The following is a 21938-nucleotide window of genomic DNA, read 5'->3' as shown; positions in this document are numbered from 1 at the left end:
GCGGTGGCGGACTGCGCGATTCAGAGGGATGCGCTGCTCCGCTCGGCTACAGAGCGGTGGGCAACCTCGCAAGACTACCAGGCGCGGGAGCCCGCGTCACGCGCGGTTCCGGGTCCGCCGTCCCCGACCGTCAGCCGCGGCCTCGGATGATCCGGAGAAGCTTCGCCAGCCGGGCCGACACGTCGCGCTCGTTGCCGTGCTCGGTCGGCGCGTAGTAGCGCGCGCCGCGGAGCTCGTCCGGCAGGTACTGCTGCTCGAGGACGCCGAGCTCGGCGTCGTGCGGGTAGCGGTAGCCCTTGCCGTGGCCGAGCCGCTTGGCGCCCGGGTAGTGCGCGTCGCGCAGGTGCGGCGGCACCCGGCCGGCCTTGCCCGCGCGGACATCGGCGATCGCCCTGTCGATGGCCGTGTAGGAGGCGTTCGACTTCGGGGCGGTGGCGAGGTGGACGACGGCCTGCGCGAGCGGGATGCGCCCCTCCGGCATGCCGATGAACTGGACGGCGTCGGCGGCGGCGATCGCGACGACGAGCGCCTGCGGGTCGGCCATCCCGATGTCCTCGGAGGCCGAGACGATGATCCGGCGGGCGATGAAGCGCGGGTCCTCCCCCGCCTCGATCATCCGGGCCAGGTAGTGCAGCGCCGCGTCGACGTCCGAGCCGCGGATCGACTTGATGAACGCGCTGATGACGTCGTAGTGCTCGTCGCCGTTGCGGTCGTAGCGCAGCAGCGCGCGGTCGACGGCGCGGGCGACCACCTCCACCGTGATCAGCGGGAGCTCGGGCTCCTCGACGACGGCGGGCTCGGCGGAGACGCCCTCGTCCTCGTCCTCCTCCTCCTCGCTCTCGCCCGCGGTCGCCCGCGCGACGCGATCCGCCTCGCGCGCCTCCGACCTCGCGGAGGTGGCGGCGGCCTCGAGCGCCGTGAGCGCGCGTCGGGCGTCCCCGGAGGCCAGCCGGACGATGCTCGCGCGGGCCTCGTCGTCGAGCCGCACCGAGTCGCGGAGCCCGCGCTCGTCGTGCAGCGCGCGGTCGACGAGCAGCCCGAGGTCCTCGTCGTCGAGGGTGTTCAGCGTGAGCAGCAGGGAGCGCGAGAGCAGCGGGGCGATCACCGAGAAGGACGGGTTCTCGGTCGTCGCCGCGATGAGGATCACCCAGCCGTTCTCGACGCCGGGCAGCAGCGCGTCCTGCTGCGCCTTGGTGAAGCGGTGGATCTCGTCGAGGAAGAGGACGGTCGACGTGCCGTAGAGGTCGCGGGTGGAGAGCGCCTCCTCCATCACCTGGCGGACGTCCTTCACGCCGGCCGTGACGGCGGAGAGCTCGACGAAGCGCCGGCCACTGGAGTGCGCGACGGCCTGGGCGAGCGTCGTCTTGCCGGTGCCGGGCGGGCCCCAGAGGATGACGGAGACGGCTCCGCGCTCACCCGTGGTGTCGGCCGCGAGGGCCACCAGCGGCGAACCGGGCGTCAGCAGGTGCCGCTGCCCCGCGACCTCCTCAAGGCTGCGGGGACGCATGCGCACGGCGAGCGGCGTCGCCCCGGAGCGGAGTCCGGCCTGCTGCATGGTCATCGCACCAGCGTAACGACGGCCTCCGACAGTCGGCCCCGGCGCCCGCCCGGCACCCGGCGTCGCGGCGTCCGGCGAGGGCGCGGCGATTCTCGTAGGCTCGACGCGCTCCGCGCTCGCGCGGGGCCGCGCCGGACGCAGGCGCGACGCACGACGGCGGAGGAACACGTGGCCCAGGGCAGGACGAACGATCGCGAGGCGCGCACCCGACTGAGGGCCTACCAGGCGCGGCAGACCCTGCACCGCACGCGCGCCAAGCGCCGGGTCCGCGACAACGTGATCGCGGCCGTCGCGGGCGTCGTCGTGATCGCCCTCGCGGTCGTCGCGCAGCTCCTCTACTTCTCCGGCGGCCCGGGCACCCCGGTCGCCGAGCCGACGTCCTCCGAGAGCGCGACCCCCACGCCGACCCCCGAGGCGACCGGCCAGAACACCGGGGACGTCCCCTCCGCCGACATCGCCGAGGGCCGCGACTGGACCGGCACGATGTCGATCAACAGCGACGAGCTGGGGATCACCCTGGCCGGCGCCGCCGCCCCGCAGGCCGTCTCCTCCTTCCTCTCCCTGTCGCAGTCCGGCTTCTACGACGGCGTCTCCTGCCACCGGCTCACCACCGAGGGCCTCTACGTCCTGCAGTGCGGGGACCCGAACGGCGACGGCACCGGCGGCCCCGGCTACAGCTACGGACCCGTCGAGAACGCGCCCGCCGACGGCGTCTACCCGGCCGGCACGATCGCGATGGCCCGCCAGGGCGGCAACGGCTACAGCCAGGGCAGCCAGTTCTTCGTCGTCTATCAGGACACCCAGCTCCCCGAGGACGCCGCGGGCGGCTACACGGTGGTCGGCCAGGTGACCTCGGGTCTCGATGCGCTGATCGCCGACGTGGTCGCGAAGGGCACGGCGGACGGCTCCGGCGACGGCGCTCCCGCCGAGCCGGTCGCGATCGGCGGCATCTCGCTGCAGTAGCCCTCGCGCGCGCCGCCGACGAGCGGCGCGCGCGACCCGCGGGACCGCGGACGAACGGGGGCGCGGGGAGTGCAATAGGCTTGTCGTCACTGCCCGTTCGCGGCTGAGCGCGGTCGTCGGCCTCCGGCTGTCGAGCACCGAGGCCGAGGGGCGGGACGACAGCGAAAGGCGGCACCCGATGCTGACTCCAGACGGCGACATCGACACCGTGTCCACCCCCGGCACCGTGTCACCCGACGACAGCGCGTCCTCCGAGACGACGGACGCTCCCGAGAGCACCGGCGCCCCCGAGGGCGCCGACGCCCCGGCCGAGACGGACGCTCCCGAGACGGGAGAGGGCTCCCCCGAGACGGCGACGCCCGGATCCGAGACGGCGACGCCCGACGAGGTGGCGGCCCCCGAGGAGGCAGCGGCCTCGGACGAGACGGCGCCCTCCGAGGGCGAGACAACGACCTCGGACGAGACGGCGACCTCCGGCGAGGCAGCGACCGCCGATGAGACGACGGCTCCCGAGAACGCGGCGCCTCCCGTCGTCCCGACGGCTCCCCGCCCGCAGGCGGGCGCCCGGCAGCCGTGGGGCCGCGTGGCCGACGACGGCACGGTCTACGTCCGCGTCGGCGACGAGGAGCGCGAGGTGGGCCAGTACCCCGACGCGACTCCCGAGGAGGCCCTCGCCTACTACGAGCGCAAGTACACCGAGCTCGCCGGGCAGGTCTCCCTGCTCGAGCAGCGGGCCAAGCGCGGCGCTCCGGCGAACGACGTGTCGCGCGGAGTGCAGACGCTCACCGCGGCCATCTCGCAGGCGCACGCCGTCGGCGACCTCGACGCCCTGCAGGCCCGCGTCAGCGCGCTCAGCGGTTCCGTCGAGGATCTGACCGAGCAGCAGGCCGCCGAGACGAAGGCCGCCCTCAGCGACGCGATCGCTCACCGCGAGGCGATCGTCGCCGAGGCCGAGGCGCTGGCCGCCGTCGACCCGGCGAAGACGCAGTGGAAGCAGGCCAGCGCCGCGATCGACGACCTCTTCGCCCGCTGGCAGAGCCACCAGCAGCAGGGTCCGCGCCTCCCCAAGAACGACGCCAACGAGCTGTGGCGCCGCTTCCGCGGAGCGCGCACGACGATCGAGCAGAACCGCAAGGCGTTCTTCGCCGACCTCGACTCGGCGCACCGCGAGGCCAAGCAGGCCAAGCAGTCGCTGATCGATCAGGCCGACGCCCTGGTCTCACGCGGTGCCGAGGCGATCCCGGAGTACCGGGCCCTCCTCGAGCGCTGGCGGGTGGCCGGTCGCGCGGGCAAGCGGTTCGACGACGCCCTCTGGGCGCGCTTCAAGGCCGCCGGCGACGCGATCTACGGCGCGAAGGCCGAGGTCGTCGCGCAGGAGAGCGTCGAGTACACCGAGAACCTCGACCTCAAGCTCGCCCTCCTCGAGGAGGCGGAGCCGCTCCTGCAGGAGCAGGACCGCGAGAAGGCCAAGCGCGTGCTGCTCTCCGTGCAGGAGCGCTGGGACGCCGTCGGCCGCGTGCCGCGCGAGCAGGTGCGCACCGTCGAGGACCGCCTCCGCAAGGTCGAGGCGCACGTGCGCAAGCTCGACGAGGAGCACTGGAACCGCAGCAACCCCGAGCGCAAGGCGCGCTCGGAGGGCCTCGCCTCGCAGCTTACCGCCGCGATCCAGAAGCTGCAGGACGAGCTCGACGAGGCGAAGGCCCGCGGTGACCGCGCCGCCATCGCCCAGGCGCAGGAGGCCCTCGACGCCCGCAAGGTGTGGCTGGACGCCCTGGGCTGATCCCGGCCGGCATGCACGCTGGTCGAGTAGCCGCCGGAGGCGGGGTGTGGAGACCCACTCCTCGGACGATGTGGATCTCGATACGCCCGTTGCGCGGGCTACTCGATCAGCATGAGCACGCGTCCGTGACCGGCATGCTGGTCGAGTAGCCGCCGGAGGCGGGGTGTCGAGAACCGCCCCTCGGACGACGTGGATCTCGATACGCCCGCTGCGCGGGCTACTCGATCAGCATGAGCACGCGTCCGTGACCTGCATGCTGGTCGAGTAGCCGCCGGAGGCGGCGTATCGAGACCCGCCTGTCGCCGGCGGGAACCGCACGGCGATGGTTCTCGCGGATCCGTCCACAGATGTGCTGCGGCTGTCCCGCGGGGACGGCGGCTCGGCCAGCATGGGCGGATGACGCGCCTCCTCCCCTCCGTGCTGCTCCCGGGGCAGCTGCCGCTCGCGGAGCTCTGCGCCGCCCGTCTCGACGGCGAGGTCGTCGCGCTCGACGAGGGCTTCCTCCTCGCCGATCTGCCGGTCGGCCCGGCCGAGCGCGGCGCGGCGCTGCGGGCGGTCGTCCCGGCGAAGGCGGTGGCCGACCGGCTGTCGGCGGCCTGGGTGCACGGCGCGATGCCCGCCGCTCCCCCGGTGCACAGCGCCTCCATCGACCGACGGAACCGGCTGCACCCGCCGATGCTCGCGCGGGTGCGCTTCCACGAGGTGCGGCTCACCGACGAGGACGTCGTGCTCCTCGGCGGCTGCTCCGTCACGACCCCCGAGCGGACCCTGATCGATCTGGCGCGCACCCGCAGCACCTGCGACGACGACCTCCTGCGCAGCCTGGCGGCCGCCACCGGCGTCTCGCTCGAGCGGGTGCTCGAGCGATTGGACAGCGGCCCTCCCGTCTCGAGCCGCCGGATCGCCCTGCTCCGCCTGACCGCGGCGCTCGGCTGACCCGGCCCTGAGCCCGGGTACTGCGCCGGCGGCGCCGGGCGATCAGCCCGCGTTCACCCGGTAGACGTCGTAGACCGCGTCGATCCTGCGGACGGCGTTGAGCACCCGGTCGAGGTGAGTCGTGTCGCCCATCTCGAACACGAACCGGCTGATCGCCAGTCGGTCGCTGGAGGTGGAGACCGTGGCCGACAGGATGTTCACGTGGTGCTCGGAGAGCACGCGCGTGACGTCGCTGAGCAGGCCGGACCGGTCGAGCGCCTCGACCTGGATCTGCACCAGGAAGATGCTCTTCGAGGACGGCGCCCACTCGACGTCGACGATCCGCTCCGGCTCCTTGAGCAGCTCCTGCACGTTGTGGCAGTTGGCCTGGTGCACCGAGACGCCGGCGCCACGGGTGACGAAGCCGACGATCTGATCGCCCGGAACCGGGGTGCAGCACTTCGCCAGCTTGACCAGGATGTCCGGTGCGCCCTTGACCAGGACACCGGACTCGCTGCTGCGACTCCGCGGACGCGGGGAGCGCGGGAGGGTGACCTCGTGCTCGTCCGACTCCGGGTCGCCCTGGATGGTCGCGACGACCTTCTCCAGCACCGACTGCGTGGAGACGTGCCCCTCGCCGACCGCGGCGTAGAGCGCCTCGACGTCGTTGTAGCGCAGCTGGCTGGCCACCTCGGTGAAGGTGTCCTGGCTCATCAGCTTCTGCAGCGGCAGGTTCTGCTTGCGCATGGCCCGCGCGATGGAGTCCTTGCCCTGCTCGATCGCCTCGTCGCGGCGCTCCTTGGTGAACCACTGGCGGATCTTGTTGCGAGCCCGCGGGCTCTGCACGAAGTTCAGCCAGTCCTGGCTGGGGCCGGAGTCCGGGTTCTTCGAGGTGAAGACCTCGACGACGTCGCCGGTGGTCAGCGAGGACTCGAGCGGCACGAGACGCCCGTTGACCTTGGCACCCATGGTGCGGTGGCCGACCTCGGTGTGCACGGCGTAGGCGAAGTCGACCGGGGTCGCGCCCGTCGGCAGGCCGATGACGCGCCCCTTGGGCGTGAAGACGTAGACCTCCTTCGCCCCGATCTCGAAACGGAGGGAGTCGAGGAACTCGTTCGGGTCGGTCGTCTCGGACTGCCAGTCGGAGAGGTGCGCGAGCCACGCGAGGTCGGTGTCGTTCGAACCGGAGGCGACCTTGCCCGTCGCCATCTGCTCCTTGTACTTCCAGTGCGCCGCGATGCCGAACTCGGCGTGCTGGTGCATCTCGTTGGTGCGGATCTGGATCTCGACCGCGCGGCCCTTCGGCCCGATCACCGTGGTGTGCAGCGACTGGTACAGGTTGAACTTCGGCGTCGCGATGTAGTCCTTGAAGCGGCCGGGCATCGGGCTCCAGCGCGCGTGGATCGAGCCGAGCACGGCGTAGCAGTCGCGCACGGAGTTGACCAGCACGCGGATGCCGACCAGGTCGTAGATCTCGTCGAAGTCGCGGCCGCGGACGACCATCTTCTGGTAGATCGAGTAGTACTGCTTCGGCCGGCCCACGACGCGGCCGCGGATCTTTCCCGCCCGCAGGTCCTCGCCGATGAGGTCGATGATGCTCTGGACGAACTCCTCGCGCTGCGGGGTCCGCACCTTCACGAGGCTCTCGATCTCGTTGTAGATCTTCGGGTAGAGCACCGCGAACGACAGGTCCTCGAGCTCCCACTTGATCGCCTGGATGCCGAGGCGGTTCGCCAGCGGCGCGTAGATCTCGAGGGTCTCGGTCGCCTTGCGGGCCGCGGACTCGGCGGGAACGAAGCCCCAGGTGCGCGCGTTGTGCAGGCGGTCGGCCAGCTTGATGATCAGAACGCGGATGTCCTTCGACATCGCCACGATCATCTTGCGGACGGTCTCGGCCTGCGCGCTGTCGCCGTACTTGACCTTGTCGAGCTTGGTGACGCCGTCCACCAGCATCGCGACCTCGTCGCCGAAGTCGGCTCGGAGCTCGTCGAGCTTGTAGTCGGTGTCCTCCACCGTGTCGTGCAGCAGCGCGGCGGCGATGGTCTTCGAGCCGATGCCGAGGTCGGCGAGGATCTGCGCGACGGCCAGCGGATGCGTGATGTACGGCTCGCCGCTGCGGCGCTTCTGGTTCGCGTGCGCGCGCTCGGCGACCGAGTAGGCTCGCTCGATCAGCGCGATGTCGCTCTTGGGGTGGTGCGTGCGCACCGTCCGGACGAGCGTGTCGACCGCCCCGGAGGGCTGTGCGCGCGAGAAGATCCGCGGGACCAGCCGGCGCAGGGCGGCGGTCGAGGACGTGGTCGTGGTGTCGCTCACGCGGAGATCTCCATCGCCTCATTATCGCCCGTCGCGCGGGCGCCGCGTGACCGGTCCGCCGGGAGCGGACAGGCCCGCGATCAGTCGATCCGGCCCGGGCGTCCCTCGCCGTCGACGACGTCGCCGCCGGCGGCGGCCCAGGCCGTCATCCCGGCCTCGATGTTCGCCGTCTCGTAGCCGGCGCCGTCGAGCGCCTGGACGACCATGGCCGAGCGGACGCCGGAGTGGCAGACGACGAGGATCGCCGCGTCCCGTGGGAGCTCGTCCTGCCGCTCGCCGATGCTGCCCATCGGGATGTGGTGCGCTGCCGGCGCATGACCGAGCGCCCACTCGTGCGGCTCGCGCACGTCGAGCAGCCAGACCTCGTCGCGCTCGACGAGGCCGATCGCGTCCGCGGCGGTGACCTGTGCGTAGTCGGCCACGATCAGCCCTGCACGACGGGGGTCGCGGCGCGCTCGCGGGCCGACACGACCCGCTTGTCGTGCTTGCCGATCTCGGCCTCGCCGCTGCGCAGCTGGGCGTAGAGCGGGGCGGCGACGAAGATCGTCGAGTAGGTGCCGACGATGATGCCGATCAGCAGCGCGAGCGAGATGTCGCGCAGCGTGCCGGCACCGAGGACGAAGGCGCCGATGACGAGGATCGCGGCGACCGGCAGGGCCGCGACGATCGAGGTGTTGATCGAGCGCACCAGCGTCTGGTTCTCGGCGAGGTTGACCGTCTCGGAGAAGGTCTTGGTGGTGCTGCCGAGCGCCTCCGCGGTGTTCTCGCGGATCTTGTCGAAGACCACGACGGTGTCGTAGAGCGAGTAGCCGAGGATCGTCAGCAGTCCGATGACCGCCGCCGGCGACACCTCCGTCCCGGTGATTCCGTAGACGCCGGCCACGATCACGAGGTCGTGCAGGAGCGCGACGATCGCGGCGAGGGACATCTTCCAGGTCCGGAAGTACGCCCACATCGCCAGGGCGGCCAGGATCACGAAGATGATCAGGCCGCGGACCGCCTGCTGCGTGACGTCCGAGCCCCAGGCGGCGCCGATGAAGGACGACGCGACCTGCTCCGTCGGGACGGAGTAGGCCTCGGACAGGGCGTTGCGGACCTGGGTCGACTCGTCGGTCGACAGCTGGCTGGTCTGCACCCGGATCGAGTCGTCGCCGACGATCGAGACGCGCGGGACCGCGTCGGGCGAGACCGAGGTGACGGCGTCCGTCGCAGCCGTCTGGTCCAGATTCTCCGGCGCGGTGACCGTGAACTCGGAGCCGCCGGTGAACTCGATGCTGAAGTTGAAGCCACCGCGCGCCGCCGTGCCGAGCACGGTGAGCAGGATGATCGCGATCGAGATGAGGTACCAGGTGCGCCGGCGGCCGACGAAGTCGACCGAGCGCTTGCCGGTGTAGAGGTCGTTTCCGAACTGCGAGAAGCTGGCCATCACGCGTCCTTCCCGTTCGAGTCGTTCGAGGAGCTGCGCGCGGCGGCCGCCTCGGCGGCCTTGCGCTCGGCGATGGTCTGGCGGCGGGCGGCCTCGCGGGCGGCGGAGGAGCCCTTGCCCGAGGCCCCCTTGCCGGCGAGCACGGCGTCCTGCGGACGGAACGCCGCTCGGCCGCGGTAGACCGCGCCGAGTGCGCGCGGATCCAGTCCGGAGGCCTTGTGCCCCTCGGAGAAGAACTTGGTCGTCGCGAGCAGCTGCAGCATCGGGTGGGTGAAGAGGATCACCACCACGAGGTCGATCAGCGTCGTGATGCCGAGGGTGAGCGCGAAGCCGCGGACGCTGCCGACCGCGAGGGCGAAGAGCACGACGGCCGCGAGCAGGTTCACCATGTCGGAGGCGAAGATCGTGCGCAGCGCGCGCCGCCAGCCGGCCTCGACCGAGGACTCGAGTCCGCGGCCGTCGCGCAGCTCGTCGCGGATCCGCTCGAAGTAGACGATGAACGAGTCCGCCGTGATGCCGATCGCCACGATCAGACCCGCGACTCCCGCGAGCGAGAGGCGGAGTCCCTCCCGCCAGGAGAGCAGGGTGACGACGAGGTAGGTGACGATCGCCGCCACCATCAGCGACGCGATGGTCACCGCGCCGAGCACGCGGTACTGCGCGATCGAGTAGACGACGACGAGGATGAGCCCGATCAGGCCCGCGAGCAGGCCGCTGGCGAGCTGGGTCGAGCCGAGCGTCGCGGAGATGCTGTCCGAGCTCTGCACCTGGAAGCCGATCGGGAGGGCGCCGTACTTCAGCTGGTCGGCGAGGGTCTTCGACGACTCCTGGGTGAAGGAGCCGGAGATCTGCGCGTTGCCGTCGGTGATCGCCGCGTTGGTGGACGGCGCCGAGATGACGCGGCCGTCGAGGACGATCGCGAACTGGTTCTGGGCGCCCTGCAGGCCGACGAGGCGCGAGGTGACGTCGCCGAAGGCCTGGGTGCCCTGGTCGTCGAAGGAGAGGTTGACGGCCCAGGTGCCGGTGCTGGCGCCGGAGGACGTCGTCATCAGGCCGTTCGAGGCGTCGGAGATGTCCTCACCGGTGATCTCGACCGGGCCGAGGATGTACTTCGCCGTGTCGTTGTCGTCGCAGGTGATCAGGGGCTGATCGGCCGGCGCAAGGTTCGGGTCCTGGTCGTTGAGGAACGCGCAGTCGAACGAGGTGTACTGCGCCTCGAGCGCCGGCGTGATGTAGGCGAGGTCGCTTGCGCTGGTCGGCGCGGCCGTCGGCTCGGTGGCGAGCGAGGGGTCGACCGGGGTCGGCGTGGGCGAGGCGGTCGAATCGCCGCCGACCGAGCTGTTGGTCGCCTGGCTGGCGACGAGCACCGGGCGGAAGTCGAGCTTCGCCGAGGCCTCGATGCGCTGCAGCGTCGCGTCGTCCGGCGTGCCCGGGATCGAGACGACGATGTTGCTCGAGCCCTGGGTCGTGATCTCGGACTCGGAAACGCCCGCGGCGTCGATCCGCTGGCGGATGATCGAGACGGCCTGCGTCAGCTGCTCGGACGAGACGGTCTGGCCGTCCGAGAGCTGGGGCTGGAGCACGATCTGGGTGCCGCCCTCGAGGTCGAGCGCGAGCTTCGGCGTCCAGGAGCCGCCGCCGAAGGCGACGGCGGCGGCGTTGAGGCCGACGAGCGCGAGGATCAGGACGCCGAGCCAGCTCAGCGAGCGCCGGGCCTTCCGGACGGGGGTTGATGCGGCCACCCAGGGCTCACCTTCTTCTTCGGTCGGCGCCGGCTCTCCGGCCGACGCTGGCTCTGCGGTCGACGTCGATCCTCGCGCAGGGGCCGACCCCGGGGGCCGCGCCTGTCGTCCGATCGACGGTCTTCGGTCCGGGGCGCACCCCGGACGTGGAAGGGCGGGCGGGGCGCCGATGCACCCTGCCCGCCCTGGAGACTACTGCGCGTCGGGCCTGCGGTCGCGCTCGACCGGGTCGACCAGCGGGTCGGACGTGTGCGCGGCGTCGCGCTCGCCGAACGCGGGCGACTCGACGGCCGCCACGGACTCGGGCTCGTCCTCGTCGGCGACGACCGCGTTCTCGGTCGGGTCGATGAGGCGGGCGATGGCCTGGCGGTGGATCGTCAGGAGCGTCCCGGGGGTCGACTCGATGACGATCTTGTTCTCGTCGTCGTCGATCGAGACGACGGTGCCGAACAGGCCGGAGCCGGTCATCAGCTCGACACCGGGGACCAGCCCGGACTTCATCTTCTCCGCGTCGCGCTGCCGCTTCTTGTTGTTGCGGAACATGAAGATGATCATCACGGCGAGAAGCAGGACGAGCAGGATGATCGTCGGATCCATGGGTGAGCCTTCCGGAGTTGAGGGTGATCCGCCGCGCACACAAGGGGTGGCGCATGCGGATCGAGCGGCCCGTCGGGCCTTGAAGATTATAGGTCATCTCCGAACAGGGGCCGCTGGGAGGCCGAGGCGGCTCCCCCGCGCGGATCCACGCCGAAGTGCCGGTAGGCGGCCGGGGTCGCGACGCGGCCGCGCGGCGTGCGGGTGAGCAGCCCGATCCGCACGAGGAACGGCTCGACGACCGCCTCGACCGTCTCCGCCTCCTCGCCGACGGAGACCGCGAGCGTGTTGAGTCCGACCGGTCCGCCGTCGAAGCGGGTGAGCACGATGTCCATCACGGCGCGATCGAGGCGGTCGAGGCCGAGCTCGTCGACATCGTAGAGGTCGAGTGCGGCACGGACCGCGGTGACGTCGGCGCGACCGCCGTGCACGAGCGCGAAGTCGCGGACCCGGCGCAGCAGGCGGTTCGCGATGCGCGGGGTGCCCCGGCAGCGGCCGGCGATCTCGGCGACCGCCTCGCCGTCGATGTCGAGGTCGAGCAGCCGCGCGGCGCGGGTCAGCACCTGGCGCAGCTCGTCCTCGGCGTAGAACTCGAGGTGGGCGGTGAAGCCGAACCGGTCGCGCAGCGGATTCGGCAGGAGGCCCGAGCGCGTGGTCGCGCCGACGAGGGTGAACGGCGCGAGATCCAGGGGGACGGAGGTCGCGCCGGCGCCCTTGCCGACCATGATGTCGATCCGGAAGTCCTCCATCGCGAGGTAGAGCATCTCCTCCGCGGAGCGCGCCATCCGGTGGATCTCGTCGATGAAGAGGATCTCGCCTGGCAGCAGCGAGGAGAGCACGGCGGCCAGGTCGCCGGCGTGCTGGATCGCGGGGCCGCTGGACATCCGCAGCGGCGAGGAGCTCTCCTCCGCCACGATCATCGCCAGGGTGGTCTTGCCGAGGCCGGGCGGGCCGGCCAGCAGGATGTGGTCGGGCGTGCGGCCCTGCATCGCCGCCGCCTTGAGCAGCAGCTCGAGCTGGCCGCGGACCTTGCGCTGACCGACGAACTCGCCGAGGTTCTTCGGGCGGAGCGCCCCCTCGAAGGCGATCTCGGCCTCGGAGGCGACCTCGGGGCCCATCACGTCGTCGCCGCTCACGAGCGCGCCGCCGGACCGAGCCGGGCGAGGGCGAGGCGGAGCAGGGACTGCACGCTCGCGGCGTCGGAGGCCTGGGCGTCGAGCAGGATCTCGTCGACGACCTCGGCGGCGACGCGCTCGGGCCAGCCGAGGCCGACGAGCGCCGAGAGCACGCTCTGCGCGGCCGTCGCACCCGGCCCGGAGCCGCGGGCGGCGCGCGGGCGGACGGCGAGCTTGCCCGCGAGCGACAGGATGATGAGCTTCGCGGTCTTGGGGCCGATGCCGGAGACCTTGCGGAAGACGGCGTCGTCCTCGTCGGCGACGGCCTGGGCGATGCGCTCGGGCTCCACCGCGCCGAGCACGCCGAGCGCGGACTTGGGGCCGACGCCGGTGACGCCGATCAGCAGCTCGAAGATCTCGAGCTGCTCCTCGTCCGGGAAGCCGTAGAGGGTCAGCGAGTCCTCGCGGACGATCAGCGTCGTCGTCAGCACGGTCTCGTCGCCGACCCGCAGCTCGAGCGCGTGCTGCGGCGTGACGTTGACCGCGTAGCCGACGCCGTGGACGTCGACGACGGCGAGGCTCCCGCGAGCGGAGAGGACGGTGCCGCGGAGGGAGGAGATCACCGCGTCAGTCTAGAGGCTCGAACAGGCGTTCGAGTGGCGGCCTCCGCGGCGCGCCAGGCCCGCTGGGCCGCGGTCTCCCCCTCGGCGGCGGCGGGGCCCGCGGCGATCGGCCCGCGCCAGGCGTGGCAGACGGCGAGGGCGAGGGCGTCGGCCGCGTCGGCCGGCTTCGGCGGGGCGTCGAGCCGGAGGATGCGCTGGATCATCGTGGTGACCTGACGCTTGTCCGCCGCTCCGTAGCCGGTGACCGCGGCCTTGACCTCGCTGGGCGTGTGCATGCCGACGACGAGGTCGCGGCGGGCGGCCGCCACCAGGGCGACGCCGCTGATCTGGGCGATGCCCATCACCGTGCTGACGTTGTTCTGCGCGAAGACGCGCTCGATCGCGACGGCCTCGGGCCGGTGCTCGTCGAGCAGCGCTTCGATCCCGTCGCCGAGGGCGAGCAGCCGGCGTTCCAGTGGAGCATCGGTGGGGGTCCGGAGGACGCTCACGTGCACGAGCGTCGCGCGCCGGTCGCGGCCGACGTCGACGATGCCGACGCCGCACCGGGTGAGCCCCGGGTCGATCCCGAGGACGCGCATCAGCGCGCCCGCCCGGGACGAGCCGGGGTCACCGGGTCACTCCTCGTCGTTCTCGAGCTCGGCCCGGACCTCGGGCGTGATGTCGAGGTTCGTGTAGACGTTCTGCACGTCGTCCGAGTCCTCGAGCGCGTCGATCAGGCGGAAGACCTTGCGGGCCGTCTCGGCGTCGGCCTCGACCTGCAGCGAGGCGACGAACTCGACGTCGGCGGCGTCGTAGTCGATGCCGGCCTCCTGGAGGGCCGTGCGCGCCGGGACCAGCTCGGCGGCCTCGGTGCGGACCTCGAAGGACTCGCCGTGGTCGATGACGTCGTCGACGCCGAAGTCGAGGACCGCGCCGAGCACGTCGTCCTCGGTCACGCCGTCGCCGTGCGGGACGGTGATGACGCCCTTGCGCGCGAAGTTGTAGGCGACGCTGCCCGGGTCGGCCATGGTGCCGCCGTTGCGGGTCATCGCCGTGCGGACGTCCGCCGCGGCGCGGTTCTTGTTGTCGGTGAGGCACTCGACGAGCAGCGCGATGCCGTTCGGGCCGTAGGCCTCGTACATGATCGTCGTGTAGTCGATGACCTCGCCGGTGAGGCCCGCGCCGCGCTTGATCGCGCGGTCGATGTTGTCGTTCGGGACCGAGGTCTTCTTCGCCTTCTGCACGGCGTCGACGAGCGTCGGATTGCCGGACATGTCGGCGCCGCCGATCTTGGCGGCCACCTCGATGTTCTTGATCAGCTTGGCGAAGGACTTCGCGCGGCGCGAGTCCTTGATCGCCTTCTGGTGCTTGGTCGTGGCCCACTTGGAATGCCCGGACACGGTGCTCCCTCGGAAATCTCGTTCGTGCGACTCCCTCGGGCGCCGCTGATGGCTGGTCCAGTGTAATCGAGCACCGGGCGGGGCGGCCCGAGCCGCGCCCGAGGGCGGGATGCCGTGGTGCTCCTCGCCCTGGGTGCCGTCCGCCGGAAGAGCGGTCGAACTGCACGAATCCGGCCAGGCCTGCGTCCGCTGCCAGGAATGACCATGTGCAGTCGGGTCTGCGGAAGGGTTGCCGCGGGGCGGACCAGGCCGCCGCGCAGCCGAGACGAGAACGAGGACCGCGATGACGAACGACCCGCAGAGGGACGGCACGACCGGGCAGGACGGGGCTCGTCCTCCGGGGATCGGGCGCCGATCGGCGCTCGCGGTCGCCTGGACGGTCCCGGTGATCGCGGGAGCCGCGGCGGCCCCCGCGGCCTCCGCCTCCACGCCGCCGAAGGAGGACGGCACGTTCCTCGGTGTCTGGCTCGTCTCCGACGGCCTGGAGTCCTCGCGGGCCTTCCGCGTCGAGGTGTACCTCGACGGGACCGGGACCCCGGGCACCCCGGTCGTCCTCCCCCAGGACGCGGTGGTGCGCGTCACCTGCTCGAACCACGACGTCGCCGTCTGGGCGGACGGGATCGTTCCCGAGGGGCCGCGGGCCGGCTCGATCACGATCCCCGCCGGGGTCTACCCGACGGTCGGGGCGTACACGATCGGCGACAGGAGCGTGGTGGTCACCGCCCCGTACCCGGGGCCGCAGACCGTGTGCGAGCTCGCCGCCGAGCCGCGGGGACGGTTCGCGGTGGAGGCGAAGGTGACTCGCGGGCCCACCTATCGTGGCCCCGACCCGTACGCGGTCGGCATCTACGGCCGCCCGTCCGCGGTCGTCGTCTTGGAGTTCTGAGAGGCCTCCGAGTCGCAGAGAACTGTCACCGGTTCGGCGGGGCGGAGTCCGCGCGGAATCGAGCCATCCGGCACCGTTCCCGCCAGAGATTCGGCACGCTTCACGCCCGGTCGACAGAGTGTCCGAGGCGAGGCAGCCCCCTGAGTCCAGTCGACGCGACCGAGAACGAGGACACCGATGACACCCGATCAGCACCACTCACCGAGCGACGATCGCCCCACATCGATCCCGCCGGGAGTCGCGCGCCGTACCGCGATCGCCGCCGCGTGGACGACGCCGGTGATCGCCGCCGCGGTCGCCGCGCCCGGCGCCTCCGCGTCCCCCGTCGGAGCCGGGATCTTCGCCGGTGTGTCGATCAGCTCCAGCCTCGGAGAAGGCCGCTTCTTCGTCCTCGTCCTCCTCAACACGACTGCGACGACGACCACGACGGACGTCGTCTTCGGAGAGGACGTCCGGGTGGACATCGCCGCTGAGCACGACGTCGCGTCCTGGGGCGAGGGGGTCGTCGCCGACGGTCCACGCAGCGGTCATCTCGTGATCCCGGCCGGCTCGCACCCGGTCACGAACAGCTACGAGACCGAGGGGAGACTCGCTGCGGAATTCACGAGGGTCTGCTTCTGCGAACTCACCGCCTCCCCCAAAGGCAGCTTCACCGTCTCGGCCACGGTGACCCGAGGGCCTCTTTATCAGGGGTCGGACCCCGCCGTGAAGGCTCAGTACGGGAGCTCGTCGGCCGTGGGCACGGTGACGATCTGACGAGTCGGATCCGCGCGCTCGGGTTCTCCGATCGCGCCACCGGCACCTTCTCCGCCAGCGATTCGTCACTCGCCGCTCCTCGTCGACAGGGTGTCGGGCGAGCCGGGCAGTCCCCGCCGTCCCATCGACGCGAACGAGGGCGAGGACACCGATGACACCTGATCAGAGACACCCGGATGCCGGCGATCCCCGTCCGTCCGATCCTGCGGGAGTCGCGCGGCGGACCGCCGCCACGGCCGCCGAGACGGCGCTGGTGGTCGCCGCGACGGCCACCGTGACCCGCGGCCCCGTCCACTTCGGGCCCGATCCCGCCGCCGTCCGGCTGTTCGGAGCGACGTCCTCGACGGAGACGGTGCAGAACTGACGGGCGCGCTACTTCAGCAGTCGGGACAGCACGCGGTCGGCCAGCGGCTTGCCGCCGGTCTGGCAGGTAGGGCAGTACTGCAGCGTCGAGTCGGAGTAGATCACCTGGCGGATCGTGTCGCCGCAGACCGGGCAGGCCTCGCCGGTGCGGCCGTGCACGCGCATCCCGAGCTTCTTCTCGCGCTTGAGGTCCGCGGCATGCAGGCCCTCCGCCCGGCCGAGCGCCTCCTCGAGGGTGTAGCGGAGTGCGGAGTACAGGCGGTCGAGCTCGTCGGGCGTGAGCGAGGCCGGCTTGAACGGCGACATCTTCGCGACGTGCAGGATCTCGTCCGAGTAGGCGTTGCCGATGCCCGCGATCCGGGACTGGTCGCGGAGGACGCCCTTGAGCTGGGCGCGGCCCGCGGTGGCCAGGATCGCCCCGAGGATCTCGCGGGTGAACTCGGGGTCGAGAGGATCCGGACCGAGCCGCTCGACGCCCGGGACGTCCCGCGGGTCTCTCACGATCGAGATCGCCAGGCTCTTCTTCGTGCCGGCCTCGGTGATGTCGAAGCCGGAGCCGTCGTCGAGGATCAGGCGCGCGGCGAGCGGGCCGCGGCCCGGCTTCACCGGCGCGGTCGGCCGCTCGGGGCGCCAGCGCACCCAGCCCGCGCGGGCCAGGTGCAGCAGCACGTGCACGTCGCCGATGGCGAGGTCCAAGAACTTGCCGTGCCGGCTCACCCCGTGCACCGTCTCCCCCGCGAGCGAGGACGGCGGGATCGCGACGGTCTTCAGCGCGGAGATCGCGAACACGTCGAGTCGCTCCAGCACGCGGCCGCCGAGGCGCTCGTCCAGGTCTCGCGCGAGCGCGTGCACTTCGGGGAGTTCGGGCATGCCCCTACTGTGCCGCGCCGAAGCGGGTGGCCGCGACCTTGCGCAGGAACAGCTCGTGGAAGCGGTAGTCGCCGGTGATCTCGGGGTGGAACGAGGTGCCCAGCAGGGCGCCCTGCTCGACGGCGACGACCCGGCCGTCGGCCAGGGCCGCGAGGGCGTGCGCGCGCTCCCCCAGCTCCTCGACGACGGGGGCGCGGATGAAGACCGCATGCATCGGCGGGTCGCCGATGCCGTCGATGTCGAGGTCGGTCTCGAAGGAGTCCAGCTGGTTGCCGAAGGCGTTCCGACGGACGGTCACGTCCAGGCCACCGAAGCTGCTCTGGCCGTCGATGCGGTCGAGCACGCGGTCGGCGAGCATGATCAGTCCGGCGCAGGTGCCGTAGACCGGCAGACCCGCGGCGATCGCCTCCTTCACCGGCTCGGCGAGGCCGAACAGGCGCGAGAGCTTGTCCATCACCGTGGACTCGCCGCCGGGGATCACGAGACCCGCGACCGACGCGAGCTCGGACGGACGGCGCACCAGCACCACCTCGGCGCCGAGCTCGCGCAGCACGTGCGCGTGCTCGCGGAAGTCGCCCTGCAGGGCGAGGACGCCGACGCGAAGCCCCGCGAGGGACCCCCGGGTCCCGTCCTCGCCCGCGACGGGCGCGCTCTCGCTACCAGCCACGCTCGGAGAGGCGGTGCGGCGCGGGCACGTCGGCCACGTTGATGCCGACCATCGCCTCGCCGAGACCGCGGGACGCCTCGGCGACCACCTTGGCGTCGTCGAAGAACGTCGTCGCCTTGACGATCGCGGCGGCGCGCTTCGCGGGCTCGCCCGACTTGAACACGCCGGAGCCGACGAAGACGCCGTCGGCGCCGAGCTGCATCATCAGCGCGGCATCGGCCGGGGTGGCGACGCCGCCGGCGGTGAAGAGCACGACGGGGAGCTTGCCGGTCTGCGCGATCTCGGCGACCAGCTCGTAGGGAGCCTGCAGCTCCTTCGCGGCGACGTAGAGCTCGTCCTTCGTCAGGGACTTGAGGCGGTTCACCTCGGCCGAGATGGTGCGGATGTGCTTGGTGGCCTCGGAGACGTCGCCCGTGCCGGCCTCGCCCTTCGAGCGGATCATCGCCGCACCCTCGGTGATGCGGCGCAGGGCCTCGCCGAGGTTGGTGGCGCCGCAGACGAAGGGAACGGTGAAGTTCCACTTGTCGATGTGGTTCACATAGTCGGCCGGCGAGAGGACCTCGGACTCGTCGATGTAGTCGACGCCGAGCTCCTGGAGGATCTGCGCCTCGACGAAGTGGCCGATGCGGGCCTTGGCCATCACGGGGATGGAGACGGCGGCGACGATCCCGTCGATGAGGTCGGGGTCGCTCATCCGCGCGACGCCGCCCTGCGAGCGGATGTCCGCAGGGACGCGCTCGAGCGCCATCACGGCGACGGCTCCGGCGTCCTCGGCGATGCGCGCCTGCTCCGCGTTGACGACGTCCATGATGACGCCGCCCTTGAGCATCTCGGCGAGCCCGCGCTTGACGCGGCTCGAGCCGAACTGCTCCGAGGCGGAGGAGGACGTGGGGGTGGTGTCGGTCATGTTCGCGAGTCCTGTTCTGTGCGGCGACTTCCGCCGACGGCAGCGTCCAGTCTACGAGACGGGACCGGGCGGCATCGGCGCTGGACAAGGCGGGCGGGGCGGGTCTCGAGACGCGGCAGTGGGGCTGGTCGACGAGCATGAGGCGCCGCCACGCCGCTGCCCGACAGGCATCGGGCGCCGGTGCGGGCCCACACGACCAGCAGGGGGCCCACCATGCTGATCGAGTAGCCCGCAGAGCGGGCGTATCGAGATCCACCGGCACCGGGACTGGAGTCTGCAGACTCGGCCTGCTGACGACGGTGGGTCTCGATACGCCCCTGCGGGGCTACTCGACCACCATAGGTGGCCGCTGCGCGACTACTCGAGAGGCGGCGGGCTAGGGGCGGGGCCAGGCTGCGGCGAGGCTCGCGCGGACGTCGCCGAGGAGCTGGGGCAGGGCCTTGGTGCGGGCGATGATCGGGAAGAAGTTGGCGTCGGTCGCCCAGCGCGGCACGACGTGCTGGTGCAGGTGGGCGGCGATGCCGGCGCCGGCGACGGCGCCCTGGTTCATGCCGAGGTTGAAGCCGTCGTTGTTCGAGACCTCGCGGAGGACGCGCATCGCCGTCTGGGTGAGCGCGCCGATCTCGGCCACTTCCTCGGGAGTGGCCACGTCGTAGAGCGGGATGTGCCGGTACGGGCAGACCAGGAGGTGGCCGGAGTTGTACGGGAACAGGTTCAGCAGGACGAAGGCGTGCTCGCCGCGCGCGACGATCAGCGCCTCCTCGTCGCTCAGCGTCGGCGCGACGCAGAACGGGCAGTCGTCGTCGCCCGGCTGGCCCTTCCGGATGTACACCATCCGGTGCGGGGTCCACAGGCGCTGGAACTCGTCGGGGACGCCGGCGAGGTGCGCGGAGGACTCGGCGCCCTCGGGGACGGCGTCGTCGAACGGCTCCCCCACCGCTAGACCTGGGCCTTGGTCGCGATGGCCTCGCGGATCCGGGCGACGGCGTCGGCGACGGGGATGCCGTTCTCCTGGGTGCCGTCGCGGAAGCGGAAGCTGACCGCACCGGCGTCGCGGTCCTTCTCGCCGACGATCAACTGGAACGGGACCTTCTGCAGGGTCGCGTTGCGGATCTTCTTCTGCATCCGGTCACTGGAGTAGTCGATCTCGGCGCGGACGCCGGCCTTCTTCAGCTGACCGACCACGTCCTCGAGGTAGGGCAGGTACTCGTCGGCGATCGGGATGCCGACGACCTGCACCGGCGAGAGCCAGACCGGGAACGCTCCGGCGTAGTGCTCGGTGAGGATGGCGAAGAAGCGCTCGATCGAGCCGAAGAGGGCGCGGTGGATCATCACCGGCCGCTTCTTCGAGCCATCGGAGGCGGTGTACTCGAGCTCGAAGCGCTCGGGCTGGTTGAAGTCGAGCTGGATCGTCGACATCTGCCAGGTCCGGCCGATGGCGTCGCGGGCCTGGACCGAGATCTTCGGGCCGTAGAACGCGGCTCCACCCGGGTCGGGGACCAGCTCGAGGCCGGACTCGACGGCGACGGCGCGCAGCGACTCGATCGCCGACTCCCACTGCTCGGGGTCGCCGACGAACTTCGGGTTGCCCTCCTGGTTGGTGGAGAGCTCGAGGTAGAAGTCGTCGAGGCCGTAGTCGCGCAGGACCTGGAGCACGAACTCGAGGTTGCGGGTCAGCTCGGCCGACACGTCCTCCTGCGTGACGTAGATGTGCGCGTCGTCCTGGGTCAGCCCGCGGACGCGGGTGAGGCCCTGCAGGGTGCCGCTCTTCTCGTAGCGGTACACGGTGCCGAACTCGGCCAGGCGCAGCGGCAGCTCGCGGTAGCTGCGCCCGCGCGAGCGGAAGATCAGGTTGTGGAACGGGCAGTTCATGGGCTTCAGGTAGTAGTCCTGGCCCTGGCGGGTGACGGTGCCGTCCTCGTCCTGCAGCTCGTCGAGGTGCATCGGGGGGAACATTCCCTCGGCGTACCACTGCAGGTGGCCGCTGGTCATGAAGAGGTCGCCCTTGGTGATGTGCGGAGTGTAGACGAGCTCGTAGTCGTGGGCGAGCAGCTGCTCGCGCATGTACTGCTCGATCTCGTAGCGGATGATGCCGCCCTTGGGGTGGAAGACCGCGAGACCGGAGCCGATCTCGTCCGGGAACGAGAAGAGGTCGAGCTCGTGACCGAGCTTGCGGTGGTCGCGGCGGGCGGCCTCCTCGAGGCGGGCCTGGTGCGCGCGCAGCTCGTCCTTCGTCGGCCACGCGGTGCCGTAGACGCGCTGCAGCTGCGGGTTCTTCTCCGAGCCCCGCCAGTAGGCCGCGGCGTTGCGGGTCAGCGCGTAGCCGTTGCCGATCATCCGGGTGTTGGGCAGGTGCGGGCCGCGGCAGAGGTCCTTCCAGACCGTCTCGCCGGTGCGGGGGTCGACGTTGTCGTAGATGGTGAGCTCGGCGCCGCCGACCTCGACCGACTCGCCGTCGGCGCCCGCGCCCTTGAGGCCGATCAGCTCGAGCTTGTACGGCTCGGCGGCCAGCTCGGCGCGCGCCTCGTCCTCGGTGACGACGCGGCGCACGAAGCGCTGGCCCTGGCGGATGATGCGGTCCATCGCCTTCTCGAGCGCCTTCATGGCCTCGGGCGTGAAGGGCTCGGTGACGTCGAAGTCGTAGTAGAAGCCGTCGGTGACGGGCGGGCCGATGCCGAGCTTCGCCTCCGGGTTGCTCTGCTGCACGGCCTGCGCGAGCACGTGCGCGGCGGAGTGGCGGAGGATGCTCAGGCCGTCGGGCGAGGAGATCAGGACGGGCTCGATGCTGTCGCCGGGGACGACGTCGGCGGCCAGGTCCTTCAGCTCGCCGTTGACGCGGATCGCGACGACCGCCCGGTCGGTGAAGTGCGTGAACCCCGTGCCTGCCTCGGTGACGACGGCGGCGTCGGCGGTGGGACGGGACGATTCGGGGACGTTCGACGATGCGTTCGACACGCGCGGGTGCTCCTCTGGGGCTGGGGGACCCCTCGACTTTAGTCGTCGGCGCGGCCGCCTCGACGCGGCGACGCGGGCCCGGCGGTGGCCACCCGGGCCGCGCCGGGCTTACCGCGCCCCGGCGCG

At 71.7% G+C, this 21938-nt stretch carries 21 protein-coding genes; 6 read left to right on the top strand and 15 right to left on the bottom strand.

Annotated features, from left to right (window positions below):
• Positions 1 to 130: 130 nt before the first annotated feature.
• Positions 131 to 1561 carry a replication-associated recombination protein A gene (locus tag MT353_RS09240; RefSeq protein WP_243616246.1) on the bottom strand — a complete coding sequence of 477 codons (1431 nt, stop codon included), beginning with the start codon at positions 1559 to 1561 and terminating at the stop codon, positions 131 to 133.
• Between the two features lie 165 nt (positions 1562 to 1726).
• Between MT353_RS09240 and MT353_RS09235 the strand changes: the two genes are divergently transcribed.
• From MT353_RS09235 to MT353_RS09225, 3 genes are all read left to right on the top strand, one after another.
• Positions 1727 to 2521 (top strand): peptidylprolyl isomerase, encoded by a 795-nt coding sequence (locus MT353_RS09235; protein ID WP_243616245.1) that lies wholly within the window; start codon positions 1727 to 1729, stop codon positions 2519 to 2521.
• Between the two features lie 178 nt (positions 2522 to 2699).
• A complete protein-coding gene (locus tag MT353_RS09230) occupies positions 2700 to 4301 on the top strand; it encodes a DUF349 domain-containing protein (protein ID WP_308197518.1) in 1602 nt (533 codons plus the stop codon).
• A gap of 396 nt (positions 4302 to 4697) precedes the next feature.
• Positions 4698 to 5237 carry a type IV toxin-antitoxin system AbiEi family antitoxin gene (locus tag MT353_RS09225; protein ID WP_243624244.1) on the top strand — a complete coding sequence of 180 codons (540 nt, stop codon included), beginning with the start codon at positions 4698 to 4700 and terminating at the stop codon, positions 5235 to 5237.
• Between the two features lie 42 nt (positions 5238 to 5279).
• Here MT353_RS09225 and MT353_RS09220 read toward each other — a convergent pair whose 3' ends face one another.
• The 9 genes from MT353_RS09220 to MT353_RS09180 all read right to left on the bottom strand — a co-directional run bounded on the left by MT353_RS09220 (position 5280) and on the right by MT353_RS09180 (position 14408).
• Positions 5280 to 7529, bottom strand: a complete 2250-nt coding sequence (locus MT353_RS09220) for a bifunctional (p)ppGpp synthetase/guanosine-3',5'-bis(diphosphate) 3'-pyrophosphohydrolase (RefSeq protein WP_123446201.1) — start codon at positions 7527 to 7529, stop codon at positions 5280 to 5282.
• A gap of 80 nt (positions 7530 to 7609) precedes the next feature.
• The gene (locus MT353_RS09215) at positions 7610 to 7951 is read right to left on the bottom strand and encodes a rhodanese-like domain-containing protein (RefSeq protein ID WP_243624243.1); all 342 of its coding nucleotides are present in this window, start codon (positions 7949 to 7951) and stop codon (positions 7610 to 7612) included.
• Between the two features lie 2 nt (positions 7952 to 7953).
• A complete protein-coding gene (secF, locus tag MT353_RS09210; protein WP_243624242.1) occupies positions 7954 to 8955 on the bottom strand; it encodes a protein translocase subunit SecF in 1002 nt (333 codons plus the stop codon).
• Positions 8955 to 10697: a protein translocase subunit SecD gene (secD, locus tag MT353_RS09205; RefSeq protein ID WP_123733042.1), complete on the bottom strand. Its 1743-nt coding sequence runs from the start codon at positions 10695 to 10697 to the stop codon at positions 8955 to 8957. Before secD ends, secF begins: the two co-directional genes overlap by 1 nt.
• A gap of 192 nt (positions 10698 to 10889) precedes the next feature.
• Positions 10890 to 11294, bottom strand: a complete 405-nt coding sequence (yajC, locus tag MT353_RS09200) for a preprotein translocase subunit YajC (RefSeq protein ID WP_243624241.1) — start codon at positions 11292 to 11294, stop codon at positions 10890 to 10892.
• Positions 11295 to 11380: 86 nt separating this feature from the next.
• A complete protein-coding gene (ruvB, locus tag MT353_RS09195) occupies positions 11381 to 12409 on the bottom strand; it encodes a Holliday junction branch migration DNA helicase RuvB (protein WP_123446196.1) in 1029 nt (342 codons plus the stop codon).
• Between the two features lie 14 nt (positions 12410 to 12423).
• Positions 12424 to 13029: a Holliday junction branch migration protein RuvA gene (gene ruvA / locus MT353_RS09190; RefSeq protein WP_123704431.1), complete on the bottom strand. Its 606-nt coding sequence runs from the start codon at positions 13027 to 13029 to the stop codon at positions 12424 to 12426.
• Entirely contained in the window at positions 13026 to 13607 is a 582-nt protein-coding gene (gene ruvC, locus MT353_RS09185; RefSeq protein WP_243624240.1) for a crossover junction endodeoxyribonuclease RuvC, read from the bottom strand. Before ruvC ends, ruvA begins: the two co-directional genes overlap by 4 nt.
• A gap of 36 nt (positions 13608 to 13643) precedes the next feature.
• Positions 13644 to 14408: a YebC/PmpR family DNA-binding transcriptional regulator gene (locus MT353_RS09180; RefSeq protein ID WP_123446193.1), complete on the bottom strand. Its 765-nt coding sequence runs from the start codon at positions 14406 to 14408 to the stop codon at positions 13644 to 13646.
• A 283-nt stretch (positions 14409 to 14691) separates the two neighbouring features.
• Here MT353_RS09180 and MT353_RS09175 point away from each other — a divergent pair, with 283 nt between their 5' ends.
• From MT353_RS09175 to MT353_RS09165, 3 genes are all read left to right on the top strand, one after another.
• Positions 14692 to 15294 carry a hypothetical protein gene (locus MT353_RS09175; RefSeq protein WP_243624239.1) on the top strand — a complete coding sequence of 201 codons (603 nt, stop codon included), beginning with the start codon at positions 14692 to 14694 and terminating at the stop codon, positions 15292 to 15294.
• A 177-nt stretch (positions 15295 to 15471) separates the two neighbouring features.
• A complete protein-coding gene (locus MT353_RS09170; RefSeq protein ID WP_243624238.1) occupies positions 15472 to 16050 on the top strand; it encodes a hypothetical protein in 579 nt (192 codons plus the stop codon).
• Positions 16051 to 16201: 151 nt separating this feature from the next.
• Positions 16202 to 16414 (top strand): hypothetical protein, encoded by a 213-nt coding sequence (locus MT353_RS09165; protein ID WP_243624237.1) that lies wholly within the window; start codon positions 16202 to 16204, stop codon positions 16412 to 16414.
• An 8-nt stretch (positions 16415 to 16422) separates the two neighbouring features.
• Here MT353_RS09165 and MT353_RS09160 read toward each other — a convergent pair whose 3' ends face one another.
• From MT353_RS09160 to thrS, 5 genes are all read right to left on the bottom strand, one after another.
• Entirely contained in the window at positions 16423 to 17283 is an 861-nt protein-coding gene (locus MT353_RS09160; protein WP_243624236.1) for an Fpg/Nei family DNA glycosylase, read from the bottom strand.
• 4 nt (positions 17284 to 17287) lie between these two features.
• Positions 17288 to 17950 carry a pyridoxal 5'-phosphate synthase glutaminase subunit PdxT gene (gene pdxT, locus MT353_RS09155; protein WP_308197517.1) on the bottom strand — a complete coding sequence of 221 codons (663 nt, stop codon included), beginning with the start codon at positions 17948 to 17950 and terminating at the stop codon, positions 17288 to 17290.
• A complete protein-coding gene (gene pdxS, locus MT353_RS09150; protein WP_159984516.1) occupies positions 17940 to 18857 on the bottom strand; it encodes a pyridoxal 5'-phosphate synthase lyase subunit PdxS in 918 nt (305 codons plus the stop codon). The genes pdxT and pdxS overlap by 11 nt, the downstream gene beginning before the upstream one ends.
• A gap of 376 nt (positions 18858 to 19233) precedes the next feature.
• Complete coding sequence (locus MT353_RS09145) at positions 19234 to 19794, bottom strand: HIT domain-containing protein (RefSeq protein ID WP_243624235.1); 561 nt, start codon at positions 19792 to 19794, stop codon at positions 19234 to 19236.
• A gap of 2 nt (positions 19795 to 19796) precedes the next feature.
• Positions 19797 to 21812 carry a threonine--tRNA ligase gene (gene thrS, locus MT353_RS09140; protein WP_374204703.1) on the bottom strand — a complete coding sequence of 672 codons (2016 nt, stop codon included), beginning with the start codon at positions 21810 to 21812 and terminating at the stop codon, positions 19797 to 19799.
• Positions 21813 to 21938: the final 126 nt, after the last annotated feature.

It is taken from the genome of Rathayibacter sp. VKM Ac-2927 (assembly GCF_022815525.1).
Taxonomy (GTDB): domain Bacteria; phylum Actinomycetota; class Actinomycetes; order Actinomycetales; family Microbacteriaceae; genus Rathayibacter; species Rathayibacter festucae.
The sequence above is the reverse complement of the archived record's forward strand: the minus strand, read 5'-3'. Positions and strand labels throughout refer to the sequence as shown.